General features: G+C 37.6%; 18 protein-coding genes and 1 tRNA gene. 13 read left to right on the forward strand and 6 right to left on the reverse strand.

All coding sequences use genetic code 11. From position 1 onward, the window contains the following. Positions 1-8: 8 nt before the first annotated feature. Positions 9-1,007 (reverse strand): N(4)-(beta-N-acetylglucosaminyl)-L-asparaginase, encoded by a 999-nt coding sequence (locus tag FORMA_RS06515; protein WP_069674899.1) that lies wholly within the window; start codon positions 1,005-1,007, stop codon positions 9-11. A 3-nt stretch (positions 1,008-1,010) separates the two neighbouring features. Further along, on the reverse strand, positions 1,011-2,684 hold the full coding sequence (locus tag FORMA_RS06520; protein WP_069674900.1) for an MFS transporter: 1,674 nt from the start codon (positions 2,682-2,684) through the stop codon (positions 1,011-1,013). Between the two features lie 458 nt (positions 2,685-3,142). On the opposite strand from FORMA_RS06520, the gene FORMA_RS06525 reads away from it, so the two are divergent. Both FORMA_RS06525 and FORMA_RS06530 read left to right on the forward strand, forming a co-directional pair. After that, entirely contained in the window at positions 3,143-4,384 is a 1,242-nt protein-coding gene (locus FORMA_RS06525; protein ID WP_069674901.1) for a metallophosphoesterase, read from the forward strand. Positions 4,385-4,493: 109 nt separating this feature from the next. Continuing rightward, positions 4,494-4,790, forward strand: coding sequence for a thioredoxin family protein (locus tag FORMA_RS06530; RefSeq protein WP_069674902.1), 297 nt, complete (start codon positions 4,494-4,496; stop codon positions 4,788-4,790). Positions 4,791-4,804: 14 nt separating this feature from the next. Here the strand turns inward: FORMA_RS06530 and FORMA_RS06535 are convergent, their stop codons facing one another. The 3 genes from FORMA_RS06535 to FORMA_RS06545 all read right to left on the reverse strand — a co-directional run bounded on the left by FORMA_RS06535 (position 4,805) and on the right by FORMA_RS06545 (position 9,025). Further along, positions 4,805-8,056, reverse strand: coding sequence for a glycosyltransferase family 117 protein (locus FORMA_RS06535; protein ID WP_069674903.1), 3,252 nt, complete (start codon positions 8,054-8,056; stop codon positions 4,805-4,807). A gap of 116 nt (positions 8,057-8,172) precedes the next feature. Next, positions 8,173-8,463 carry a winged helix-turn-helix domain-containing protein gene (locus FORMA_RS06540; protein WP_069674904.1) on the reverse strand — a complete coding sequence of 97 codons (291 nt, stop codon included), beginning with the start codon at positions 8,461-8,463 and terminating at the stop codon, positions 8,173-8,175. Continuing rightward, positions 8,456-9,025 (reverse strand): hypothetical protein, encoded by a 570-nt coding sequence (locus tag FORMA_RS06545; RefSeq protein ID WP_069674905.1) that lies wholly within the window; start codon positions 9,023-9,025, stop codon positions 8,456-8,458. Before FORMA_RS06545 ends, FORMA_RS06540 begins: the two co-directional genes overlap by 8 nt. 132 nt (positions 9,026-9,157) lie before the next feature. Between FORMA_RS06545 and FORMA_RS06550 the strand changes: the two genes are divergently transcribed. From FORMA_RS06550 to infB, 4 genes are all read left to right on the forward strand, one after another. After that, positions 9,158-9,230, forward strand: a tRNA-Gln gene (locus tag FORMA_RS06550). 158 nt (positions 9,231-9,388) lie between these two features. Beyond that, positions 9,389-9,853 (forward strand): ribosome assembly cofactor RimP, encoded by a 465-nt coding sequence (gene rimP, locus FORMA_RS06555; RefSeq protein ID WP_069674906.1) that lies wholly within the window; start codon positions 9,389-9,391, stop codon positions 9,851-9,853. A gap of 15 nt (positions 9,854-9,868) precedes the next feature. Continuing rightward, the gene (nusA, locus tag FORMA_RS06560) at positions 9,869-11,101 is read left to right on the forward strand and encodes a transcription termination factor NusA (protein ID WP_069674907.1); all 1,233 of its coding nucleotides are present in this window, start codon (positions 9,869-9,871) and stop codon (positions 11,099-11,101) included. 77 nt (positions 11,102-11,178) lie between these two features. Further along, a complete protein-coding gene (gene infB / locus FORMA_RS06565) occupies positions 11,179-13,818 on the forward strand; it encodes a translation initiation factor IF-2 (protein ID WP_069674908.1) in 2,640 nt (879 codons plus the stop codon). A 21-nt stretch (positions 13,819-13,839) separates the two neighbouring features. Here the strand turns inward: infB and FORMA_RS06570 are convergent, their stop codons facing one another. Then, complete coding sequence (locus FORMA_RS06570) at positions 13,840-14,211, reverse strand: SPOR domain-containing protein (protein ID WP_069674909.1); 372 nt, start codon at positions 14,209-14,211, stop codon at positions 13,840-13,842. 212 nt (positions 14,212-14,423) lie between these two features. Between FORMA_RS06570 and FORMA_RS06575 the strand changes: the two genes are divergently transcribed. From FORMA_RS06575 to FORMA_RS06605, 7 genes are read left to right on the forward strand one after another with little or no spacing between them, the layout of a single operon-like run. Continuing rightward, positions 14,424-15,716, forward strand: coding sequence for a cytochrome c3 family protein (locus tag FORMA_RS06575; protein WP_069675471.1), 1,293 nt, complete (start codon positions 14,424-14,426; stop codon positions 15,714-15,716). A 34-nt stretch (positions 15,717-15,750) separates the two neighbouring features. Continuing rightward, the gene (locus FORMA_RS06580) at positions 15,751-18,837 is read left to right on the forward strand and encodes a TAT-variant-translocated molybdopterin oxidoreductase (protein WP_069674910.1); all 3,087 of its coding nucleotides are present in this window, start codon (positions 15,751-15,753) and stop codon (positions 18,835-18,837) included. A 24-nt stretch (positions 18,838-18,861) separates the two neighbouring features. Next, positions 18,862-20,328 (forward strand): NrfD/PsrC family molybdoenzyme membrane anchor subunit, encoded by a 1,467-nt coding sequence (nrfD, locus tag FORMA_RS06585; protein ID WP_069674911.1) that lies wholly within the window; start codon positions 18,862-18,864, stop codon positions 20,326-20,328. Between the two features lie 2 nt (positions 20,329-20,330). Beyond that, entirely contained in the window at positions 20,331-20,864 is a 534-nt protein-coding gene (locus FORMA_RS06590) for a DUF3341 domain-containing protein (protein WP_069674912.1), read from the forward strand. Positions 20,865-20,868: 4 nt separating this feature from the next. After that, positions 20,869-21,420 carry a c-type cytochrome gene (locus FORMA_RS06595; protein WP_069675472.1) on the forward strand — a complete coding sequence of 184 codons (552 nt, stop codon included), beginning with the start codon at positions 20,869-20,871 and terminating at the stop codon, positions 21,418-21,420. A gap of 24 nt (positions 21,421-21,444) precedes the next feature. Then, positions 21,445-22,809 carry a quinol:cytochrome C oxidoreductase gene (locus FORMA_RS06600; protein WP_069674913.1) on the forward strand — a complete coding sequence of 455 codons (1,365 nt, stop codon included), beginning with the start codon at positions 21,445-21,447 and terminating at the stop codon, positions 22,807-22,809. A gap of 23 nt (positions 22,810-22,832) precedes the next feature. Beyond that, positions 22,833-23,903 carry a cytochrome c oxidase subunit II gene (locus FORMA_RS06605; protein WP_069674914.1) on the forward strand — a complete coding sequence of 357 codons (1,071 nt, stop codon included), beginning with the start codon at positions 22,833-22,835 and terminating at the stop codon, positions 23,901-23,903. Positions 23,904-23,927: the final 24 nt, after the last annotated feature.

Below are 23,927 nucleotides of genomic sequence, written 5' to 3' on the forward strand. Positions count from 1 at the left end.
AAGAAAGCCTAGGAGTTTTTATTGAAATAATCGGATTGAATGGTTTGATTTCTGCCATTTTGAAAAGCGGTTAAACTGAACCATTGATGAATAGAATAAGCCCCTATTTCACCCTGCTTATTTACGGCTATATAGCCTACTTGAAAATTTTTATAATCGCTATTTGGTTTTTGTACAATTCGTTTTATGGCTTCTTCACAGGCTTGCTGTGGAGTTTTCCCATGGCGCATAAGTTCTACGATTAAAAAACTACCTACAGTTTTTACGATTTCTTCTCCAAGACCAGTTGCTACAGCTCCACCAATTTCATTATCAACGAATAAGCCTGCACCTATTATTGGGGAGTCTCCAACACGACCGTTCATTTTGTAGGCTAAACCACTTGTTGTACAAGCACCAGAAATATCTCCTTGCTGGTCTATTGCTAACATGCCAATGGTGTCGTGATTTTCAATATTGATGATCGGCTTATATTGGCTTGTTTTTGCCCACTTTTTCCATGCTTTTTTTGAAGCGTCGGTCAGTAGATTTTCTTTTTTAAATCCTTTTGTGAGTGCAAATTTCTCAGCACCTTTACCGGCAAGCATAACATGCGGCGTATCTTCCATGACTTTTCGTGAAACTGAAACTGCATGGGTAATGTTTTGCATATAAACAACAGACCCCGTATTTCCCTCAGCATTCATAATACAGGCATCAAGGGTCACATTGCCATCTCTGTCCGGAAGTCCGCCTTTGCCTACAGTCTGTCCGTTTTCGTTTGCTTCTTCCAATCGGCAGCCATGTTCCACTGCATCTAAAGCACTGCCCCCTTTGGTTAGCACTTCCCAAGCTTTGGCTGTGGCAGATTGTACATTCCAAGTTGCAACAACCAAGGGGAGTTGAGCTTTTGATTTGTTTATATTTGCTTCCTCCGAAGAAGTTTCGACGCAACCTTTTAATGAGCCACCTATTGTGATGCCTAAGCCTGATAGTGATGCGTTTTTTATAAACTTTCTTCGTTTCATGGGTTAATCTTGAGAACTTAGCCCTTGTTTTTGAAGTGCTGCTTTTGTTTTGTAGGTGTAAAACAATAAGTATACAAAACATAAAACAGCAACCCAATAAGAGGATTGTATGCTGAAAATATCAGCTAGTTTTCCTTGAAGTGGAGGGATAATAGCCCCGCCTAAAATCATCATAATCAAAAAGGACGAGCCTTGAGCTGTATATTTGCCTAAGCCCGTAATACTTAGAGTAAAGAGGCAAGGCCACATTATAGAGCAAAATAATCCACCAGACAGTAGGGCGAAAAGTGCTATTTGTCCCGAAGCAAAAACGCCAATTATCATTCCGATAATTCCTAGGATACTGAAAAATTTGAGAGTGGCAATCGGATTGTCTTTAGCTAAGAAAAAACCACCAATTTGAACAGCAACACATAAGCTAAATAATAAAATTTCTGTACCAGAATACTTACCAAAGTTGACTAGAAGGATAACGCCAAAAGCAACATAAGGGACAAGAATCAGCAACCATTTTTTCAGCCCTTTACTGGGGTTAAATACGGAAATAGCTCCAACCCAACGGCCAATCATTAAACCACCCCAATAGAGCGAGATAAAGGGTGCAATTTCAGCATCATTCATAACTTTTAGCCCTAGAGGATTCAATTGGTTTACTTTATCTGCAACAGACTTAAGGAGTTCGCCCAAGTTACTCTGAATAGTAACCTCTACACCAACATAAGTAAATATAGCCAGCATCCCCAATACAAGCTGAGGGTATTTCATAGCTCCCCAGCCCTCTGGATTTTTTTTAGCTTTCACATTGGCAAACAATACACAGCCAATAACTGCTGCAAGTGCAATTACTAGCAGTAATAATCTTGTGTTTTCAACAGAATCTGTGTGTACACCCGAAGAAGTATAGGTATTGAAAATCAAACCAAAGCATAAAGCAATAAGGATTGTCAAGACAATAAGTGTGTTTTTTGCTTTTTTTGCAGGCTCAAATTCTTCCTCTGATTTTGTATTTGGCAATTTTTTAGAGAAGTAAAAAAGTGCAGCCGCAGCCAAGAATAATAGACCTACACCTAGATATAAAAACTGAACCGTGGTCAATTTTATTTCATTATTGGCGATCATTTGATTGAGCTCATCTCCTGAGAGTGGGGTCGATCCAAAAATAATTAACGCAATGACTATAGGCCCAATTGTAGTTCCGAATGAATTGACGCCTCCTGCTAAATTAAGGCGTTGCGACCCTTTGTCAACACTGCCCAAAGAAATTACAAATGGATTTGCAGCAGTTTGCTGCAACGAAAATCCTAAACCAACGATAAATAGCGCCACAAGCACAAGGTAAAATACTGGTGTATCTCCTTGTTCAGCACCATCTATAAAAGGGTACATCAGCAAGGCACCTAATGCTGAAATTAATAGCCCGTAGACAATTCCTGTTTTGTACCCCCAGTTATTTAAAACGTCTTTTTTAATACTACTCGACATTACAAAAAGAAAAAGTGCGCCCAAGTAATAGGCACCATAAAATGCAAAATCGACTAATTGAGATTGAAATTGGTCGATGTTGAAATAAGTTTTACAGAAGGGGATGAAGACGCCGTTTGATGCGGCAATAAATCCCCAGAAGAAAAATACAGTTACTAAAGTTGTTAATGCGGATTGGTTATTTTTTGCACTCATGAATTTTGGTTTGTTGTATTATAATTGATAAAAATCGCATAAACCTAGTAATAATGTGTTAATAGTTAAAGCGATCACATAATGCATTTAAACTGCGGTCCTTTTCATTAGTTAAACTAAAATATAATTTTATGTTTTGAGTCTTTAAAATATTAAAGTTCAAAGCTACCTGAAACGGAATCTATATTGATGTAATAAAATTAGTTTCTATCAAAAGTATTGATTTTTTTTGTCCTAAGTCATTAGTTGTGTTTAAATTATTATCGAAAATATGTTCATTGTTTTTTAGTTTCACAATTGTTAGTAACCAAATCCATCAACAATTGTGTAAATTTCCAAACTTGTTTATTGATAAATACTTAAACCTTAGCTATACTTCTGAACTGAGTGTTTATAAATTATTTTATTACTAATTATGTTAAGAAGTTTTATGCTATTTTTGAGGCATATTTTATAATATGGTTCGAATTTTAATTTTTGTAGGGATAGTTCTGACACTTGATTTTTATGCTCTTCAGAGTATTCGAAGTGTTTCAAAAAACACATGGCTTACTGTACTGTATGTGCTCTGTTCTTTATTCGTTTTAGGAAATATTATTTATCAGGCCATGAGTTTAAACCGCTCTTCTGGCGTAAACCACGGCTTCTATACTGCCTTCGCACTTTTTGTCTTGTTCTATGTGCCAAAATTTATATTAATAGCAGCTATGTTTGGCGAAGATGTATTTCGTCTTTTTGAAGGAATTTACAACACTGCTTTCTCAAAATCAAATACAGGTGATGCTTTTTTTAAGGCTAGAAGAGCATTTATTGGCAAGTTGGCTTTGGGTGTCGCAGCCATTCCATTTTTATCTATTTTATATGGCATTACAAAAGGAAAATACAACTATAAGGTCCTGAAATACACACTGTTTTATGACGATCTCCCACAAGAATTTGACGGCTACAAAGTCACGCAAATTAGCGATATACACAGTGGCAGCTTCGATGAGAAAGCCAAGATAGAATACGCAGTTGATTTAATTAACGAGCAAGCTTCGGATGTTATCATGTTTACTGGCGATTTGGTGAATAGTAAAACTTCTGAAATGCTGCCCTGGAAATCTGTATTTTCTAAACTAAGCGCTAAAGATGGAGTTTTTTCTGTATTGGGGAATCACGACTATGGCGACTACTTGCGTTGGCCTTCAGAAGAGGCCAAAATAAAAAATTTTCAAGATATGCTGACGCTTCAAAAAGATATGGGGTTTCAACTGCTTTTGAATGAATCTAAGTTCATTGAAAAAGATGGAGCACGTCTTGCTGTTATAGGCGTAGAGAATTGGGGGAAAGGATTTAAACAAAAAGGAGATTTAAAAAAGGCAACATCTCAGATATCTAAAGACGATTTTAAAATATTATTGAGCCACGACCCTTCTCATTGGCAATATGAAGTAATTGATGACAAGCTACATTACCAGCTTACACTTAGTGGGCATACGCATGGTATGCAATTTGGGATAGAAATACCTGGAGTGTTTAAGTGGAGCCCTATCAAATGGCGCTATAAATACTGGGCTGGGCTTTACCAGAATGCCGGTCAATTCCTTAATGTTAATCGCGGTTTTGGATTTTTGGCATTCCCTGGGCGAGTGGGTATTTGGCCAGAAATTACAGTTATTACATTAAAAAAGGGGGAAAAGCCGTTAAACAACCTGTAAAACCCTTAAATAAATCAAAAAAAAGCGTTGATTTAATTTTCTTTTTTTAATATTGTATTAGATGGCTAATAAAAAAGTTTACTTATCCATCTAAAATAAACGCAATATCATGTCCAAATTTGGAGAGTTAATAGACGTTGAGGTTCCTGTTCTTTTTGATTTTTTCACTGAATGGGATGAGGCATCTAATGCCATGCACGACGTGCTTCGAGATGTGGCTGCAGCTCTTGGAGATAAGGCTAAAGTCATCAAAATTGACGTTGATAAAAATCAAGCACTATCAGAAGCCTTGAGGATCAAAGGACTACCAACTCTGATAATTTATAAGTCTGGAGATATGAAATGGAGGCAAAGTGGAGAACTCGATGCCAACACTATCATTGGCCTTATGCAAAACCATATGTAGTTAGTCTTCAACGCTTATTCTTCAGGCCTTTCTTGGCCTTCCTCTTCGCCAGTAAACAAGCGTAAAAACCCATTAAATATTTCCATTTCTGTTTTGACAAATGCCTCGTCTTCATAAATGCTTATGGTGTCAACTAAGCTCTTATATCGTTCAATATCAAAGTATATGCTTTGGATGTGTTTTTCTTTATTTTCATCTGAAACTCCACTGAAATAATTTAAGCTTTCTTGATATTTTACCACAACTTCTTTGTAAAGCGCTCGTGCTTTGTCGTCTGCTTCAGTTTCGTAATATGCGCCAATAAAAGGTTCTAAGTAAACGTAATATCCAAATATATCTACAGGCATTTTTTGCATTGCCAAATCTGCGATTTCTTCTGCTTTTTCGAGTTTCTCTTCGTTGATTAGTTTTTCTATCAACCGCGCCATATGCCCTCTAAATGTCAAACTATTTCTACGGGTTTCAACATCGTGGTAAACGTCTGGATTTCCGCTGTTGCCCCATTCCCAATCTTTAACCAATTCATACATTTTCTCAGAATCGATTCGGCCCATATCATAGAGATTGTTTTTGTCAAGCGCTGTTTTTATAGGAACAAGTTTGTATGCAAACCCATCTAACTGCAGATAATCTTTCATCCAAATATAATCTTCATCACCAAAGGCACCTCCACTAAAGTATATGGGGCGTTCCCAATTGTTCTGAGCAATAATATCCAGCATTATCATGCGGTTTTTGTAAATCGCCTGATCCTTAATTTTGATATCAATGTAATCTACAATTTTCTCTGCATCTTTGGCTGCAACAACTCCATTTTCAAGTACGGCTTGTTTATTAACGGGAATTCGCACAAATTCGGTTGGGGCGTAATTTGCATTTAAATCTTGCTTGCGTTGTCCGTTCGTTTGGTAGCCTTGCTGTTCCAAAACATATCCGTATTTGGTTCGATCGTCGTCACTTGAAATAAAATCTAAAAATTGAACAATATCAAGAGTGTCTTTGGTCACAACTTCTTTTATGATGTAGTCCCGGGTACCCCATTTATATTTGTCGTGAGTGAGTTTGGAAGGAACAGGTTCGCTATTATATGCTTTTCGCTTCATTTGGTCGATGTACCAATCAGCACTCAAAAGACTTGTACAAACTACCCTAACATCTGTTCGAATTCCTTCAATTTCTTGTGCATACCAAAGCGGGAAAGTGTCGTTGTCACCAATTGTAAAAATAATAGCATTGGGCGCGCATGATTCAAGGTAATTTACAGCCATCGCGTGTGCTGTTTTTCTATTAGAGCGGTCGTGATCGTCCCAATTCTGGCTCAACAAAATACCTGGAACAGCCACAAGACAAAATAGACTTATCACTGGAGCAAGAAGTTTTGATTTAATGTGTATTTGTACCTTATCAAAAAGCGCAAAAACCCCAATACCTATCCAAAGCGCGAAAACATAAAATGACCCAACCAATGAATAGTCTCGTTCGCGCGGCTCAAAAGGACGAACATTGGTATAAACTTGTATAGCAATTCCTGTGAAAAGAAAGAACACCAACATTGTCCAAAACACCTTTTTATCTTTGCTAAACACAAAAAACAAGCCTATTAATCCCAATAATAAAGGGAGCAAATAATAGGTGTTTCTAGCTTTGTTGTTAAGAACATCGCTAGGAAGATTGTCTTGGGTAATGCCCAAGAGGTATTCATCAATAAAGTTGATTCCACTAATCCAATTGCCATGCATATCCATTTTTCCTTGAATGTCGTCTTGGCGCCCAGAAAAATTCCACATAAAATAACGCCAATACATATATCCAATCTGGTAATCTAAGAGGTAATAAATATTATCAATTAAAGACGGTTTTTCGATGTCTAAATAACGCCCATAGGTTCTTAAAAAATCATGATAACCTTCATAGTCTATTTCTCCTTTTGCAACAGATAATCTAAAATTAGCAACTAAGCTTCTAAATTCGTTTTGCATTTTGTATTCTGACTTTATAGAAAATTCTAAAGGGCCAGAGTATATCATGTAATTTTCTGCATGCTCACCGCTCCACATGCGCGGCAACAATGAGCCATGATCGCTATTATAATTTTGAATGGCGTTTTCATAATCATTAACGATAACATAACGCCCCGACTTTTCATCTTTTTCATATTTAGGCTTGTCATCAGTATATGGTTGGTTTTCATCTAAACCAGCGTATTGATCTGTAAATTGTGGTCCATAAAACAAATGTGTTTTTGGGTATTGTTCCAAATTGTAATAAGCCAACAACTCGCGCGCATTTGAAGGGTTGTTTTCATTAACAGGTACATTGGCATTTGCACGAATGGGTAGCATTAGCCAGGTGGTAAATCCAATAATGATAAATGTCACACACAACAATCCTGTGTTGAATACAATATATCCTTTTCTCTTGCTGTAATTCAGCCCAAAATAAATACTAAGAGTCAAAATGATAAACGCAATAATAGACCCCGAATTAAATGGTAATCCAATGTTGTTCACAAAGAAAATTTCCAGCACACTGAAGTATCTCAAAATATTTGGTGCCAGAAGCTTAAATACAAACAACAAAATGGCGACCACTGTTACGTTGGCAACGATAAAATTCTTTGGTGTAATCGTTTTATAATTCTTAAAAAAGTACAAAAGACCAATGGCTGGAATCGTAAGAAGCCCCATAAAATGCACCCCAAAAGAAAGCCCAACGATAAATGAGATTAATATAAGCCAGCGGTTTCCTTTTGGAGAATGCATCTCTTTTTCCCAGCGAAGCCCCAAATAAAACATTACGGCCATTATGAGGGTTGCCATGGCATATACCTCAGTTTCTACGGCATTAAACCAGAAAGAATCTGTAAAAGCGAAAGACAAGCTCCCAACAAAAGCAGCCCCTAGAATACCAATATCCTTATTTGTGTTAAATTCTTTAGCTTGGCCTATAATTTTTTGCAACAACAAAACAATAGACCAAAACATAAACAAAATGGTGAATGCACTTGCGGCAGCACTCATCATGTTAAGCACATAACCAATTTGAGATGGTTGTGATGCAAAAATAGAAAAAAATGCACCGAGCATTTGGAATAATGGTGCCCCGGGGGGGTGGCCGACTTCAAGCTTTGAAGAAGTTAAAATATACTCTCCGGTATCCCAAAAACCGACAGTTGGTTCAACGGTGAGGGCATAGGTCAAAAATGCAACGGCAAATGCAACCCACCCTAGAATTAGGTTCCATTGTTTGAAATTAGAATTTGCCATGGTTTAAATTTAGTTCATGGCGAATTTAATAATAAATCAATTAAGGCTAAATAATTTGAGCGATAGATTCACAACAAATAACCCTTTGAGTACTGCAATTTTCAAAATGAATCGAATCACAGGTCAATATTTTGGTATTTCTTTAAGTTTTTGAAATGATTTTCAAAGGCTAAAATTCCTTTTTTTGTCACGTTACACTTTGTTTTTGGGTAATTGTTTTCGAAACTTTTGGCTATAGAAATGTATCCGCTTTCCGCTAGTTTTTTCAGCTGAACACTTAAATTGCCTTGAGTGCTTTCTGTGATTTTTTTTAAATAATTAAAATCACAACTACTTACTTTCACGAGAACAGACATCACCATCAAACGAATGGGATTTGTCAATAGTTTATCAAGTGGTTCAAACATTGTTTTTACTTAGATAAAGAGATAACCCAGGGATAAAAAGCCCAAAAAAGGTAGCTGCGGCATTAATCAAAAGCACATTTATACTTGGTGAAATAGTGATCAAAACACTACAAGCAACTACGGCTATTCCACCAATTATAAGAGGAGTAAATCGAATTAGAAGTGCCGTTATAAGTAAAATAACTCCAAGAAGAAATAGAATTTCCTGAACAGGGTTTTGTTTTTTAAACACTGACATGATGACAAGTGTAATCCACGCTATATTAAAAACACCCCAAACTAGCTTTAGAGCACGCCCAATATGCGTTTCGTAGCCTATGCGCCCACCAATCTTTATATTGTAAACAATGGTAAAAATCATACCTACTACAGGAATAAGAGTCCAAAATAAAAGAGAAGAATAAGCCGTTTTCTGAATTAACTCAGGAAAAGAATAATGAATTATACTCATAATCGAAATAAGCAACCCCCAAAAAATAAAATTTATGGATGTTGGTTTAAGTTGTTCCTTAGTCTTATTAATAGCGTCATTAATAAGGTTTAATTGTTCTGAATGATTCATAATAAAATAGGTTTTAATTTTTCAAATATAAACTAGTTTATAAAATAAACCAAATAATTGATCAGCTAATTATTTTAAAAAATATTTGTGCAACCAAAGTTTTGTTCTAAATTTGCATCCTCATTAATAAATTGGCCCATGGTGTAACTGGCAACACGTCTGGTTTTGGTCCAGAAGAGTCTAGGTTCGAGCCCTAGTGGGCCAACAAGAAAAGCTTTAACTTCTGTTAAAGCTTTTTATTTTTAAAAAAAAACAATAAACCTTCACAAAAACTTGTAAAAACCGTCTGCAATCCCTTATATTTGCACCGTAGTAAGAAAAATAAATTGTGAGGGGACGGGAAGTCCCCTCTTTTTATACCAAATGTTTAGAGATAGCGTAAAAGAATTATTGGAGGAAGGGCTTGAAAACAGACCTGATTTGTTTCTCATTGATTTCGAAATTCTTGATGGAAACAAGATCCGTATTGTTATTGATGGCGACAAGGGTGTTTTAGTACAAGACTGTATGTATATAAGTCGTGCAATTGAACATAATCTTGATCGTGAGGAACAAGATTTTTCATTAGAGGTGTCCTCTGCAGGTGCGACAACTCCTTTAGTACATCAGCGTCAATATCAAAAAAATATTGGCCGTACGCTTAAACTCAAAACAATTGAAAATGAAAAGTTTGAAGCAGTTTTGACCGCTGCTGACACAAATGAAATTGTTTTGGAATGGAAGGCTAGAGAACCAAAGCCTATTGGAAAAGGAAAGGTTACTGTTCAAAAAACAGCCACCATTCCTTATCAAAACATTGACAAAGCACAAATAAAATTAGTATTTTAAGATAAGAACCACATTATGGAAAATTTAGCATTAATCGATTCGTTTTCGGAGTTTAAGGATGACAAACTCATAGACCGTGTGACCCTTATGGCCATTCTTGAGGATGTATTTAGGAATGCCTTAAAAAAGAAATTTGGTGATGACGATAACTTCGACATTATTATCAACCCAGATAAGGGTGATTTAGAAATTTGGCGCAACAGAATTGTTGTAGCTGACGGCGAGGTTGAAAACGAAAACCAAGAAATTTCTTTATCTGAAGCTCAAAAAATTGAACCAGATTTTGAAGTAGGTGAAGATGTTTCAGAAGAAGTAAAGCTATTTGATTTGGGAAGACGATCTATTTTGGCGCTTCGTCAAAATCTAATTTCTAAGATTCAAGAACATGATAACACCAATATTTACAAGCAATTTAAAGACCTTGAAGGAGAAATTTACACTGCTGAAGTGCACCATATCCGTCACCGTGCAGTTATTCTCTTGGATGATGAGGGGAACGAACTTATTTTACCAAAAGATAAGCAAATCCCATCTGATTTCTTTAGAAAAGGAGAGAATGTTCGTGGTATTATTGAAAGTGTAGAGTTGAAAGGCAATAAACCTAATATCGTATTGTCCAGAACAGCGCCAGCATTTTTGGAAAAATTATTTGAGCAGGAAATCCCAGAAGTATTCGACGGATTGATTTCTATTAAAAATGTTGTCAGAATACCAGGTGAAAAAGCTAAGGTTGCTGTCGACTCCTACGATGACAGAATTGACCCAGTTGGGGCATGTGTTGGGATGAAAGGTTCGCGTATCCATGGGATTGTTCGTGAGCTGGGTAATGAAAACATCGATGTTATCAATTACACCAACAATTTACAATTGTTTATCACAAGAGCTTTAAGCCCAGCGCGTGTTACTTCGATCAAGTTAGACGAAGAAACTAAAAGAGCCGAAGTTATACTTAAGCCTGAAGAAGTTAGTAAGGCCATTGGCCGTGGAGGACACAATATTCGTCTTGCAGGACGTCTTACGGGCTACGAAATTGATGTTTTCAGAGAAGGAGTTGAAGAGGATGTAGAACTTTCTGAATTCTCTGACGAAATCGAATCTTGGATTATCGAAGAGTTTGCGAAAGCCGGTTTGGATACTGCTAAAAGCGTATTAGAACAAGACGTCAAAGACTTGGTAAAACGAACTGATTTGGAAGAAGAAACTATTGATGACGTAATGCGAATTTTAAAAGAAGAATTCGAAGATTAAAATTTTAATTATATTGGCACCCAGATTGAATGATCTGGCCCAAATTTTAAAGAATAAAAAAACAACAAAGGCAATTTATGGCTGATATCATTAGACTAAGTAAAGTATTGAGGGAGTTGAACATCTCGATGGATCGTGCTATTGACTTTTTGGAGTCAAAAAACATAGAGATTGAGAAACGTCCAACAACCAAAATTTCTGCTGAAGTGTATCAACTTCTCTCAGGGGAGTTTCAAACTGATGCCAGCAAGAAAGTTGCTTCAAAAGAAGTTGGAGAAGCCAAACAAAAAGAAAAAGAAGCACTTCGTCAACAACGTGAACTTGAGCTAGAAGAGAAACTAAAGAAGGAAGAAGAGGCCAAAAAAGTTATTAAGGCCAAAACGACTTTTGAAGGGCCCAAAAAAGTTGGAAAAATAGATTTGAATCCAACAAAACCTCAACCCAAAAAAGAAGATCCTAAACCAGTCATACCTACTAAGGTAGAAACTGAAAAACCAGCTGAAGCAAAAGCAGCAAATGCTGTAGAAAACCCCACTAAGGATGTTTCTGCAGAACCAGAAACCGAATCAGGAACAGTAAAAACTCAGTACGCTAAGTTATCTGGGCCAAAGTCAACAGGTCAAACCATTGATCTATCCCAGTTTAATAAACCAAAAAAGCCAGCAGCGGCCAAAGATAAAAACCAATCAAACTCTGCTGATTCCAAAAAGAAACGAAAAAGAATTAGCAAGGTTGGAGGCCCAAATCAAGGTCAGAAATCTCGTTCCAACAGAGTAAGAAACCAATCTAAACCCCAAACGCCTAAGGTTGAGCCAACCGCAGAAGAAGTTCAAAAACAAGTACGAGAGACTTTAGAAAAACTTCAAGGCAAATCAACTAAGGGTAAAGGAGCCAAGTACAGAAGAGATAAACGTGACCAACACCGTCAACAAACGGAAAAGGACTTAGAGCAACAAGAACTAGAAAGTAAAACATTAAAAGTGACTGAGTTTGTCACAGCCAATGAAGTTGCTACAATGATGGATGTTTCTGTTACAGAAATTATTTCTGCATGTATGTCTTTAGGGATGATGGTTACGATGAACCAACGCTTAGACGCAGAAACTCTTTCAATTGTTGCTGAGGAATTTGGTTACACTGTAGATTTTGTTACTGCTGACATAGATGAAAACATCGAGGAAGTAGAGGACAAAGCAGAGGATTTATTAGAACGCGCGCCCATTGTAACCGTTATGGGCCATGTCGATCATGGTAAAACTTCATTATTGGATTACATTAGAGAGGAAAATGTTATTGCAGGAGAGTCAGGTGGGATAACACAGCACATCGGGGCCTATGGCGTGACTTTAAACTCTGGTCAAAAAATAGCATTTCTAGACACACCTGGGCATGAGGCTTTTACGGCGATGCGTGCAAGAGGTGCTCAAGTTACTGATATAGCCATCATTGTAATCGCCGCAGATGATAATATTAAACCCCAAACAAAAGAGGCTATTTCACATGCCCAAGCTGCTGGTGTGCCCATTATCTTTGCAATAAATAAAGTTGATTTGCCAACAGCAAATCCAGATAAAATTAAAGAAGGACTTGCCAACATGAACCTTATGGTTGAAGATTGGGGTGGTAAAATTCAGTCGCATGATATCTCCGCAAAAAATGGAGATGGGGTACAAGAACTTTTAGAAAAAGTGCTGTTAGAAGCAGAACTATTAGAACTCAAAGCTAACCCAGATAAACCCGCGGTGGGGACAATTGTTGAAGCCTTTCTAGATAAAGGTAGGGGCTATGTGTCTACAGTATTGGTGCAGGCAGGAACCTTGCGTGTTGGGGATTATGTGCTGGCCGGGAAAAATAGTGGAAAAGTCAAAGCTATGCACGACGAAAGGGGGCAAGAAATTTCTGAAGCTGGGCCCTCTACACCAATTTCAATATTAGGTTTGGATGGTGCGCCACAAGCAGGAGATAAATTTACAGTCTTTAAAGACGAACGAGAAGCCAAACAAATTGCCGCAAAAAGAACTCAATTGCAGCGAGAACAATCTGTTCGTACACAGCGTCATATCACCCTTGACGAAATCGGCAGACGTATTGCGCTTGGCGACTTTAAAGAGCTAAACATAATACTTAAGGGAGATGTTGATGGTTCTGTGGAAGCGCTTACCGATTCGTTCCAAAAACTATCCACTGAAGAAATTCAAGTCAACATTATTCACAAAGCTGTGGGTGCTATTACAGAGAGCGATGTTCTCCTCGCATCAGCTTCTGACGCTATCATTATTGGCTTCAACGTTCGCCCAATGGGTAACGCGCGACAAATTGCTGAAAAAGAAGAAATAGATATCCGTATGTACTCCATTATATACGATGCGATTAATGATTTGAAGGATGCTATGGAAGGAATGCTGTCCCCTGAGTTTAAAGAAGAAATTACAGGGTCTGCCGAAATTAGAGAAACCTTTAAAATTTCCAAAATTGGTACTATCGCAGGATGTATGGTCACCAATGGTAAAATTTATAGAAGCTCTAAAATCCGTATCATTAGAGAAGGTGTAGTGATTTATACCGGAGAACTGGCTTCATTAAAACGCTTTAAAGACGACGCAAAAGAAGTGTCCAAAGGATATGATTGTGGAATGCAAATCAAGAATTATAACGATATTCAGTTAGGAGACGTTTTTGAAGCTTTCCAAGAGGTTGCTGTTAAAAAGAAACTTTAGGCTAGATTTTTGTATTGATTTTTAACTTTTTTTAGGCGTAAAAATAAAGGCGTTTGGGTATTTCTTTTTAATTGCTATGAGAGCACGATCTGCTTCAATTTTTGTTCTAAAATCACCAACCCATATTTTATAATTTGGCGTCTCATATTTCATCTCTGAAGAATAGTCTGAGTAAAAAGAGCGAAATGATGAAAGCGCTTGTTCTGCGCCAGCTCTAGGCCCACTGTAAATTTGTATTTTATTAAAATTTATTTCTTTATTGGCTTCTTTTTTTAGCTCAATCAAGCGATCAATAGCTTCACTTTTGTAAATATTTACTGCACCTTCTTGTGCTAAAAGAGGACCTGAAAACAAGGCAATGATAAAAAATAGTTTCAAAAAATTTAGCTTCATAATTCAATGTTCATTTTACAAATGTAAATCAATAAATTTAAAACAAAAATCTAATATTATTTAGAATGGATATAAATTAAAATTTAGCATAATCTATCATTTCAATAATCGTCTTTATGTCTTATTTTTGCATAAATTTTTGTTAATAGATTTTTGATCTTATTTACATGAAAAAATTGCGCCAAAGTTTAGAAACCACTCCAAACGTTGATATGAAGCAGGAAAACATCCTTCAGCCCCTCTCGAAACTCATCCTTTTGAGCTTATTATTTTTATCTATTTTTTATTCACCACTACTTGCACAAGACGCTGACCCCGTTAAAGGGAAGTCGCTATTTAATGCTAATTGTGCAGCCTGTCATCAACTGGACAAAAAAATGACAGGACCAGCCCTTCGCTATGTCGAAAACCGACTTAGTGAAGACGAAGGTTTGGATCGCGAATGGTTGAATGCATGGATTAGAAATAGTGCTGCAGTGATAAAATCAGGAGACGCATACGCCAACAAAATTTATGCTGAGTACAATGGCGCCGCAATGACTGCTTTTCCTCAGTTTTCGGATGAAGATATTTCCAATATTCTCGCCTACACCGCACAAGATAAAGCAGTGCCTGTTGCAGTAACAGCCACCGCTGGAACAGCCCCTTCAACCACAGAAGGAGGTTTGTCAAAAGATGTCATCCTAGGAGCATTGGCAATCCTTTTTGCATTACTTGCACTTGGGTTATTTTTAGTTAACAAAACTCTAAGGAGGTTTGCCGTTGCAAATGAAGTTAAGATTCAAGAAGCCGTAAAGCGCCCATCACTTTGGAAAGCATTTCTGAAAAACCAATTTTTGTTACTGGTCACCGCAGTCTTCTTTTTGTTGTCCAGTGCTTATTTCGTATACGGATACTTTATGCAAGTGGGAATTGATCAAGGCTACGAACCTATTCAACCTATTCATTATTCGCACAAAATACATGCAGGAGACAATGGTATTGATTGTAAATACTGCCATTCCTCAGCACGTGTGAGTAAGCACTCTGGAATACCCTCGTTGAATGTGTGTATGAACTGTCACAAATCTATATATGAAGTAGCGCCATCAACGGCCACAGAAGAGTATAGTAAAGAATTTTATGATGGTGAAATCCAAAAGCTTTACGACGCTGTTGGTTGGAATGATGCAGAACAGAAGTACACAGGTAAAACCAAGCCTGTTAAGTGGGTTAGAATTCACAACCTCCCAGACTTTGCCTATTTTAACCATTCGCAACACGTTTCAGTAGCGGGCTTAGAATGTCAAACATGTCACGGACCTGTTGAGGAGATGGAAGTTATGTACCAATATTCACCACTGACTATGGGTTGGTGCATCAATTGTCATAGAGAAACAAACGTAAAAGTTAATGACAATGGCTACTACGAAAAAATTCATGAAGCACTATCAAAGAAATATGGCGTTGATAAATTAACAGCGGCCCAAATGGGTGGATTGGAATGTGGAAAATGCCACTATTAAACAATTAATAAAGATTTAAGTAACACTATAATATATGTCATCAAACAAGAAATACTGGAAAAGTGTTGAGGAGCTAAACCCGAACCAAAGCTCTGCCGTTGAGACGCTTAAACACAAAGAATTTGTAGAGGAAATTCCTGTGGATGAGTTTCTAGGAGACAAGCCCACTTTGGAATCTTCTGAAACAACGCGTCGTGATTTCTTAAAATACGTTGGGTTTAGTACCGCTGCAGCTTCCTTAGCTGCTTGCGAGGGGCCTGTGATAAAGTCTATCCCTTATGTAGTTCAACCAGAGCAAATCATTCCAGGCGTTGCAAATTATTATGCTACTGCTATATCAAATGGGTATGATTTTGCAAGCCTACTGGTTAAAACAAGAGAAGGAAGACCCATCAAGGTGGAGTCCAATTCACTAGCAAAAGCTAATGGCAGTATTAATGCAAGAGTTCAGGCATCTGTTCTGGACTTGTACGATAATCAGCGTGTTGCAGGACCTACCAAAGGTGGGGAAGCGATAACTTGGGACGCTTTTTACAATGAATTAGGACAAAAACTTGAGGCACTTAAAGATACGGGGAAACAAGTGGTTTTGTTGACTCAAACTTTTGCTAGTCCAAGTACATCTAAACTAATTTCAGATTTTCAAGACAGCTTCGCGAATACCGCTCATGTAGTTTACGATGCTATCTCCGAATCTGCAGCTGCAGACGCATACCAAGCTAAGTATGGCCGAAGGGGATTAGCAAACTATGATTTTTCGAAAGCAAAAACAATTGTTTCTATAGGAGCAGATTTTCTTGGAGATTGGCAAGGTGGTGGATTTGATGCAGCCTACGCTAAAGGACGCGTACCACAAAATGGAAGTATGTCTCGTCATATACAGTTTGAGTCGAATATGACACTTTCTGGAGCAAATGCGGATAAACGAGTACCACTAAAACCATCTCAGCAAAAACGTGCACTAGCAAGACTTTATGGAAAACTTACAGGAACTTCTGTAAATGTAACCTTGCCTGCGGGAATTGAATCTGCAGTAGATGCCGCTGCACGTGAAGTGTTGAAAGCAGGATCTAATGCTGTTGTTCTTACAGGAATTCAAGATTTGTATGCTCAAAGTTTAGTTTTGGGAATTAATGCATTTTTAAACAGTAAAGCATTCGACCCAAAGACCACAATTTTAACGCGTCAAGGGAATGATGCTGCCGTTGCAAAACTTGTAGCTGATATGAATTCAGGAAAAGTTGGTGCAGTAATAATGGCTGGTGTAAATCCAGCATATACTTTACCAAATGCAGCAGCCTTTATTGAAGGACTAAAAAAGACTGAATTATCGGTGACTTTTTCCATGAAAAACGACGAAACTGCATCTGCTTCTGAATTTGTAGCTGCGGCACCTCACTATCTCGAATCTTGGGGTGATTTAGAAACTAAATCAGGCCAATATGGGCTTATACAGCCAACAATTCGTCCATTGTTCGACACCAAACAATTTCAAGATGTTCTTCTGGTTCTCAGCGGAAGCACAAAATCATATAATGAATACACAAAATCATTTTGGATTTCGGACATTCTAAAAGGCGAATCATTTAATAACGCACTTCACGATGGCGTTTTTACTGCTTCTAGCTCTGCAACTGTTGACACCACAGCTGTCTCAGTCAAATCAATTGATGCGTCTGTTGCGGTCAGTGCTTTAGCAAAAGTGAAGTCTGCATCTTTTGAGTTAACTCTTTATCCAAAAACAGGGATGGGTGATGGACAACAAGCCAACAACCCTTGGCTACAAGAATTTCCAGATCCATTAACCCGTACAACATGGGATAACTATCTAACTGTATCTGCAGCAGATGCAAAGGAGTTAGGTTTTGAAAACACGAACGATGCTAATGGAGGCTTGAATGGAACCTATGCTGATGTAACCGTCAATGGAGTAACCGTTAAAGCACCTGTGATAATTCAACCAGGACAAGCAAGAGGAACTGTCGGACTATCTTTTGGGTATGGCCGTAGCGCTGGACTGAAAGAAGAAATGCAAACAGGAGTAAATGCCTATCCACTTTATCAAAATTTTAATTCCACTCCTTCAGTTTCTATAGAAGCTGCAGCAGGGAAACACGAATTTGCTTGTGTACAATTACACAATACATTGATGGGGCGTGGAGATATTATAAAGGAAACCACTTTAGAAATTTTCAACACTAAAGATGCAGAGCAATGGAACCCAACAGCGGTAGTTTCTTTAAATCACATTGAAACTCCAGTGAGTTCTCCAGATGTCGATCTTTGGGATGAGTTTGATCGTTCCATTGGGCATCACTTCAATCTTTCTATAGATTTAAATTCTTGTACGGGTTGTGGTGCATGTGTGATAGCATGTCATGCCGAAAACAACGTTCCTGTTGTAGGAAAAGAAGAAATCAGAAGAAGCCGTGATATGCACTGGTTGAGAATTGACCGCTATTACTCTTCTGATGAGACCTTTGAAGGGGATAACCAGACAAAAGATAATATAGCAGGATTAGGAAGTTCGCTAAGTACTTTTGGTGAAATGGAATTACCATCCGAAAACCCTCAAGTAGCCTTCCAGCCAATCATGTGCCAACACTGTAATCATGCACCATGTGAAACAGTTTGTCCAGTTGCGGCAAGTTCACACGGAAGACAAGGACAAAACCACATGGCGTACAACCGTTGTGTTGGGACGCGTTATTGTGCAAACAACTGCCCTTATAAAGTACGTCGATTCAATTGGTTCCTATATAATGGGAATGATGAATTTGATTATCACATGAATAACGACTTAGGGCGTATGGTCATCAATCCTGATGTAACGGTACGTTCGAGAGGGGTCATGGAAAAATGTTCGATGTGTATACAAATGACACAAAAAACAATTTTGGATGCCAAACGTGACGGTAGACCAGTAGATGTGAATGGCTTTAAAACGGCTTGTTCATCGGCTTGTGATAGTGGCGCTATTGTTTTTGGTGACATCAACAATAAAAAAGATGAGGTTACAAAACTTAAAGATGATGAGCGGGCTTATCATCTGTTAGAGCATGTTGGCACAAAACCGAATGTAGTCTATCAAGTAAAAGTAAGAAACACGAAAGAAGCATAACTAACAAAGAAATAAAATTAAACTATGGCGTCTCATTACGAAGCACCGATAAGAAGACCACTCGTAACAGGTGAAAAATCATACCACGATGTCACTCTTGATGTAGTTGCACCAGTAGAAGGAAAAGCAAATAAACAGTGGTGGATTGTGTTCTCTATAGCCTTAGCCGCTTTTGGCTGGGGTCTTGGGTGCATGATTTATACAATATCTACAGGAATAGGAACCTGGGGATTAAATAAAACTGTTGGTTGGGCATGGGATATTACTAACTTTGTCTGGTGGGTAGGTATTGGACATGCTGGAACACTTATTTCTGCAGTACTTCTTTTATTTAGACAAAAATGGCGTATGGCGATTAATAGATCAGCTGAAGCCATGACGATATTTTCTGTAATTCAGGCAGGATTATTTCCAATCATTCACATGGGCCGTCCTTGGTTGGCTTATTGGGTATTGCCTATTCCAAATCAATTTGGCTCACTATGGGTGAATTTTAATTCTCCTTTATTATGGGATGTATTTGCGATTTCCACATACCTATCGGTTTCATTAGTATTCTGGTGGACTGGATTATTACCTGATTTTGCAATGATTCGCGATCGTGCCGTTCGTCCTTTTCAAAAGAAAATTTATTCTTTATTGAGTTTCGGATGGTCAGGAAGAGCAAAAGATTGGCAACGCTTTGAAGAAGTATCCTTGGTCCTAGCGGGATTGGCCACACCACTTGTCCTTTCAGTTCACACTATTGTATCTTTTGACTTTGCCACATCTGTAATTCCAGGATGGCACACCACTATTTTTCCTCCATATTTTGTGGCGGGTGCTATTTTCTCTGGATTTGCAATGGTAAATACACTTCTTATAATTATGAGAAAAGTGTGTAATCTTGAAGATTATATCACAGTACAACACATCGAATTGATGAACATTGTAATCATGATTACAGGGTCAATTGTAGGTGTAGCATACATCACTGAGTTGTTTATTGCATGGTATTCTGGAGTAGAATACGAGCAATATGCATTCTTAAATAGAGCTACAGGTCCCTATTGGTGGGCATATTGGGCAATGATGTCTTGTAATGTATTCTCTCCACAATTTATGTGGTTTAAGAAATTAAGAACTAGCATCATGTTTTCATTTGCCATTTCTATTGTAGTGAATATAGGAATGTGGTTTGAGCGTTTTGTAATTATTGTTACATCGTTGCACAGAGATTATTTGCCATCCTCATGGACTATGTTTTCGCCAACGTTTGTAGATATTGGAATTTTTATTGGAACCATTGGTTTCTTCTTTGTGTTATTTTTACTTTATTCAAGAACTTTCCCAGTGATTGCTCAAGCAGAGGTAAAAACAATTTTGAAGTCTTCTGGTCAGCGTTATAAAAATATTAGAGAAGCTGGAGATAGTTTGGTTGGGACAGGTTCAGACGACCGTACATCCAAAAAGCCAAAAGCGACAAGAAAACCTAAAAAGAAAAAAGACTAAGTATGGGAGCATCAAAAGTTATTCATGCCTTGTATACAGACGATGATGTATTGATGTCTGCAGTGAAAACTGTAAAGGCAGCAAAGCACCACATCGAAGAAGTTTACACCCCCTTTCCAGTTCACGGATTAGATAAGGCTATGGGGCTTGCCCCAACTCGTATTGCCATTGCAGCATTTATGTATGGTTGTGTGGGGCTCACCGTTGCCATCACCATGATGAATTTTATTATGATTGAGGATTGGCCACAAAACATTGGCGGTAAACCAAGTTTCAGTTATATTGAAAATATGCCAGCCTTCGTGCCGATTATGTTTGAGCTTACTGTATTTTTTGCAGCGCATTTAATGGTAATTACATTTTATTTAAGAAGTCGAATGTGGCCATTCAAAAATGCTGAAAATCCAGATCCGAGAACAACAGATGACCACTTTTTGATGGAAATCTCTGTTCATGACAATGAGAAACAATTAAAAACGCTATTAACCAAAACAGGTGCAGTAGAAGTGCATGTTATTGAAAAAGAAGCACATTAGACCTATGAAAAGTGTATCCAAAATATTCATTCTAGTATTGATTGGTTCAACTCTTTGGTCTTGCCAAGACAACAGCAGACCGAACTATCAATTTTTCCCAAACATGTATGCGCCCGTTGGCTACGAAGCTTATGGTGAATACGAGGTTTTTCCAAATAGCCAAGAAGCATTAATACCTGTTGAAGGGACTATTGCCAGAGGATATTCGCTATATGATTATGAAAACACCAACGAGGGTTACGAAACCGCATTGAAAACCTTAAAATCCCCTTTAGAAGTGTCTGAAATTGACACTAAAAGGGGTAAGGAGCTCTATGATATTTACTGTGGAATTTGTCATGGGAATAAAGGAGCTGGCCAAGGAAAATTGGTAAAGCGTGAAAAAATATTAGGAGTACCAAGTTATGCAGATCGTGCGATAACAGCAGGAAGTATATACCATGTTATATATTATGGTAAAAATTCAATGGGCTCATACGCAAATTTGATTAACGAAGAAGAACGTTGGCAGGTTACAGCGTATGTAGAGTCGTTAAGAGCAAAATTATTAAAATAAAGAAAAGTAAAACATAAATAAAACATGTACACGTTTTCAAAAAGATTAAAAATTACATCTCTTGTTCTAATCATTGTTGGAGCAATTGGATGGATTTCGAGCTATAATTCATCTCATCACCTTAGCTTGGAAGATGTTAAGTTACTCTTGGCTGAAGAAGATGCACACCATGGCTCTTCTGAGACTCATGATAGTGCTGAGGCTCATGATGATGCTAAGGCTCATGCAGCAATGATTCATGCATCTATTGAAGATGATCACCACCAAGAAGAAGCCCACCACGGCGATGAGCACGCCGAACATGTTTTGCATCAAATGCACAATAGGCCTTATGCTGCATTGTATGTAGCAGCGTTTTTCTTTATGATGATTTCTCTTGGTGTTCTTGCATTTTACGGAATTCAGTATGCAGCTCAAGCAGGGTGGTCACCAGTACTTTTTAGAGTCATGGAAGCCATTACTTATTATCTATTGCCTGGTGCGCTTATCGTTTTGGGTATTGGTCTTTGGGCTGGAGATCATCTTTTTATATGGATGGATCCAGAGGTTGTTGCCCATGATGAACTTATTCAAGGAAAATCGGGTTGGCTCAACAAAACATGGTTTGCTATTAGAGGTTTAATATTTATTACAGGATGGAGTTTGTACCGTTATTTTTCCAGAAAATTCTCATTAGCACAAGATTTGGCTGATGTGAATGATAACAGCAACTTCAAGAAAAATTTTAGAATTTCAGCAGCGTTTCTTGTGTTCTATATATACACAGAATCCATGATGTCTTGGGATTGGATTATGAGTGTTGATCCACACTGGTTCAGCACATTGTTTGGGTGGTATGTTTTCGCAAGTATGTTTGTTAGTGGAATTACAGTAATCGCACTCATTACAATTTATTTAAAGGCAAAGGGCCTTATGGAATTTGTAAACGATAGTCACTTGCATGACTTGGCAAAGTTCATGTTTGCTATAAGTGTATTTTGGACCTATTTATGGTTCTCCCAATTCATGTTGATTTGGTATGCTAACATTCCAGAAGAAGTAACTTATTTTATCACAAGGATTGAAGATTACAAACTTCCATTTTTTGGTATGCTAATCCTAAATTTCATTTTTCCATTCTTGGTGCTTATGAACAGTGACTACAAGCGTGTGCCATGGTTTATTGTTATGGCAGGGATTGTGATTTTGTTTGGGCATTATATAGATGTATTCAATATGATTATGCCCGCTACTGTTGGTGACCGTTGGTTTATTGGTGTGCCGGAAATCAGTGCCGTTTTATTTTTCCTTGGATTGTTTCTATTGGTCGTATTTTACGCCCTTTCAAAAGCTCCATTATTGCCAAAAGGCAATCCATTTATTAAGGAAAGCGAACAGTTTCATTATTAATTTTTTAAAGATAGTATAGTACAATGACTGGCTTATTAACAATATTAATTTTACTAGGAATCACCATCGCGATATGGCAAATGGTCAAGATATTTGATTTAGCACAAGCTAATCGAGACACATCTCAAGTAGCTAACGACAAAGATAATTCTGTAAATGCATACCTTATGTTGGCATTTTTAGGATTCATTTATTTTATTACAATAATATCATTTGCGCTTTGGGGTGATTTACCTCTTGTATCTAATTCTGCTTCAGAACACGGACCAGAAATCGACCGATTAATGGTTATTTCTATGGTTGTTATTTTTATTGTACAGACAATTACCCAGTTTTTACTGCACTATTTTGCATTTAAGTACAAGGGAGAAAAAGGCAGAAAGGCCCTTTTTTATGCTGATAATGATAAGCTGGAATTTATATGGACTATTATTCCAGTGATAGTGCTAGCAGGACTTATCATGTATGGACTATTTACATGGAACGATATTATGAACGTTAATGAGGACGATGACCCACTTGTGGTTGAACTATATGCCCAGCAATTTAACTGGAAAGCACGTTATGCAGGGGCAGATAATGTCCTTGGAATGGCGAATGTACGTTTGATAAATCTAGACAATGCTAATATTTTAGGATTAGATGAATCTGACCCCAATGCTCAAGACGATATCATCACTACTGAGCTTCACTTGCCTGTAGGACGGCCAGTGTTATTCAAAATGCGTTCTCAAGATGTGTTACACTCTGCGTACATGCCACATTTCAGAGCTCAAATGAATTGTGTACCTGGAATGATTACTCAATTTGCTTTTACACCCACTGTAACTACTGCAGAGATGCGTCTGAATCCAGATATTTATCAAAAGGTAAAAAACATTAATAAAATTCGAAATGAGAATAGTAAAAAACTTCAAGCTAAAGGCGAAGAACCACTTGACCGTTACGAATTTGATTATCTATTGTTGTGTAATAAAATTTGCGGGAAGTCGCATTACAACATGCAAATGAAAATCATTGTTGAAACGGAAGAGGAGTACAATGAATGGATCAGCGAGCAAAAACAATTTAAAAACTCATTAGTTCAAAACTAATTTACTAATAAGCAACACCAAAAG

Source organism: Formosa sp. Hel3_A1_48 (genome assembly GCF_001735715.1).
Taxonomy (GTDB): Bacteria; Bacteroidota; Bacteroidia; order Flavobacteriales; family Flavobacteriaceae; genus UBA3537.

What these genes read in the sequence shown, in the direction of transcription:
- FORMA_RS06515 (WP_069674899.1), bottom strand. Translation starts at nt 1,007, where the DNA reads ATGAAACGAAGAAAGTTTATAAAAAACGCATCACTATCAGGCTTAGGC.
- FORMA_RS06520 (WP_069674900.1), bottom strand. Translation starts at nt 2,684, where the DNA reads ATGAGTGCAAAAAATAACCAATCCGCATTAACAACTTTAGTAACTGTA.
- FORMA_RS06525 (WP_069674901.1), top strand. Translation starts at nt 3,143, where the DNA reads ATGGTTCGAATTTTAATTTTTGTAGGGATAGTTCTGACACTTGATTTT.
- FORMA_RS06530 (WP_069674902.1), top strand. Translation starts at nt 4,494, where the DNA reads ATGTCCAAATTTGGAGAGTTAATAGACGTTGAGGTTCCTGTTCTTTTT.
- FORMA_RS06535 (WP_069674903.1), bottom strand. Translation starts at nt 8,056, where the DNA reads ATGGCAAATTCTAATTTCAAACAATGGAACCTAATTCTAGGGTGGGTT.
- FORMA_RS06540 (WP_069674904.1), bottom strand. Translation starts at nt 8,463, where the DNA reads ATGTTTGAACCACTTGATAAACTATTGACAAATCCCATTCGTTTGATG.
- FORMA_RS06545 (WP_069674905.1), bottom strand. Translation starts at nt 9,025, where the DNA reads ATGAATCATTCAGAACAATTAAACCTTATTAATGACGCTATTAATAAG.
- rimP (WP_069674906.1), top strand. Translation starts at nt 9,389, where the DNA reads ATGTTTAGAGATAGCGTAAAAGAATTATTGGAGGAAGGGCTTGAAAAC.
- nusA (WP_069674907.1), top strand. Translation starts at nt 9,869, where the DNA reads ATGGAAAATTTAGCATTAATCGATTCGTTTTCGGAGTTTAAGGATGAC.
- infB (WP_069674908.1), top strand. Translation starts at nt 11,179, where the DNA reads ATGGCTGATATCATTAGACTAAGTAAAGTATTGAGGGAGTTGAACATC.
- FORMA_RS06570 (WP_069674909.1), bottom strand. Translation starts at nt 14,211, where the DNA reads ATGAAGCTAAATTTTTTGAAACTATTTTTTATCATTGCCTTGTTTTCA.
- FORMA_RS06575 (WP_069675471.1), top strand. Translation starts at nt 14,424, where the DNA reads ATGAAGCAGGAAAACATCCTTCAGCCCCTCTCGAAACTCATCCTTTTG.
- FORMA_RS06580 (WP_069674910.1), top strand. Translation starts at nt 15,751, where the DNA reads ATGTCATCAAACAAGAAATACTGGAAAAGTGTTGAGGAGCTAAACCCG.
- nrfD (WP_069674911.1), top strand. Translation starts at nt 18,862, where the DNA reads ATGGCGTCTCATTACGAAGCACCGATAAGAAGACCACTCGTAACAGGT.
- FORMA_RS06590 (WP_069674912.1), top strand. Translation starts at nt 20,331, where the DNA reads ATGGGAGCATCAAAAGTTATTCATGCCTTGTATACAGACGATGATGTA.
- FORMA_RS06595 (WP_069675472.1), top strand. Translation starts at nt 20,869, where the DNA reads ATGAAAAGTGTATCCAAAATATTCATTCTAGTATTGATTGGTTCAACT.
- FORMA_RS06600 (WP_069674913.1), top strand. Translation starts at nt 21,445, where the DNA reads ATGTACACGTTTTCAAAAAGATTAAAAATTACATCTCTTGTTCTAATC.
- FORMA_RS06605 (WP_069674914.1), top strand. Translation starts at nt 22,833, where the DNA reads ATGACTGGCTTATTAACAATATTAATTTTACTAGGAATCACCATCGCG.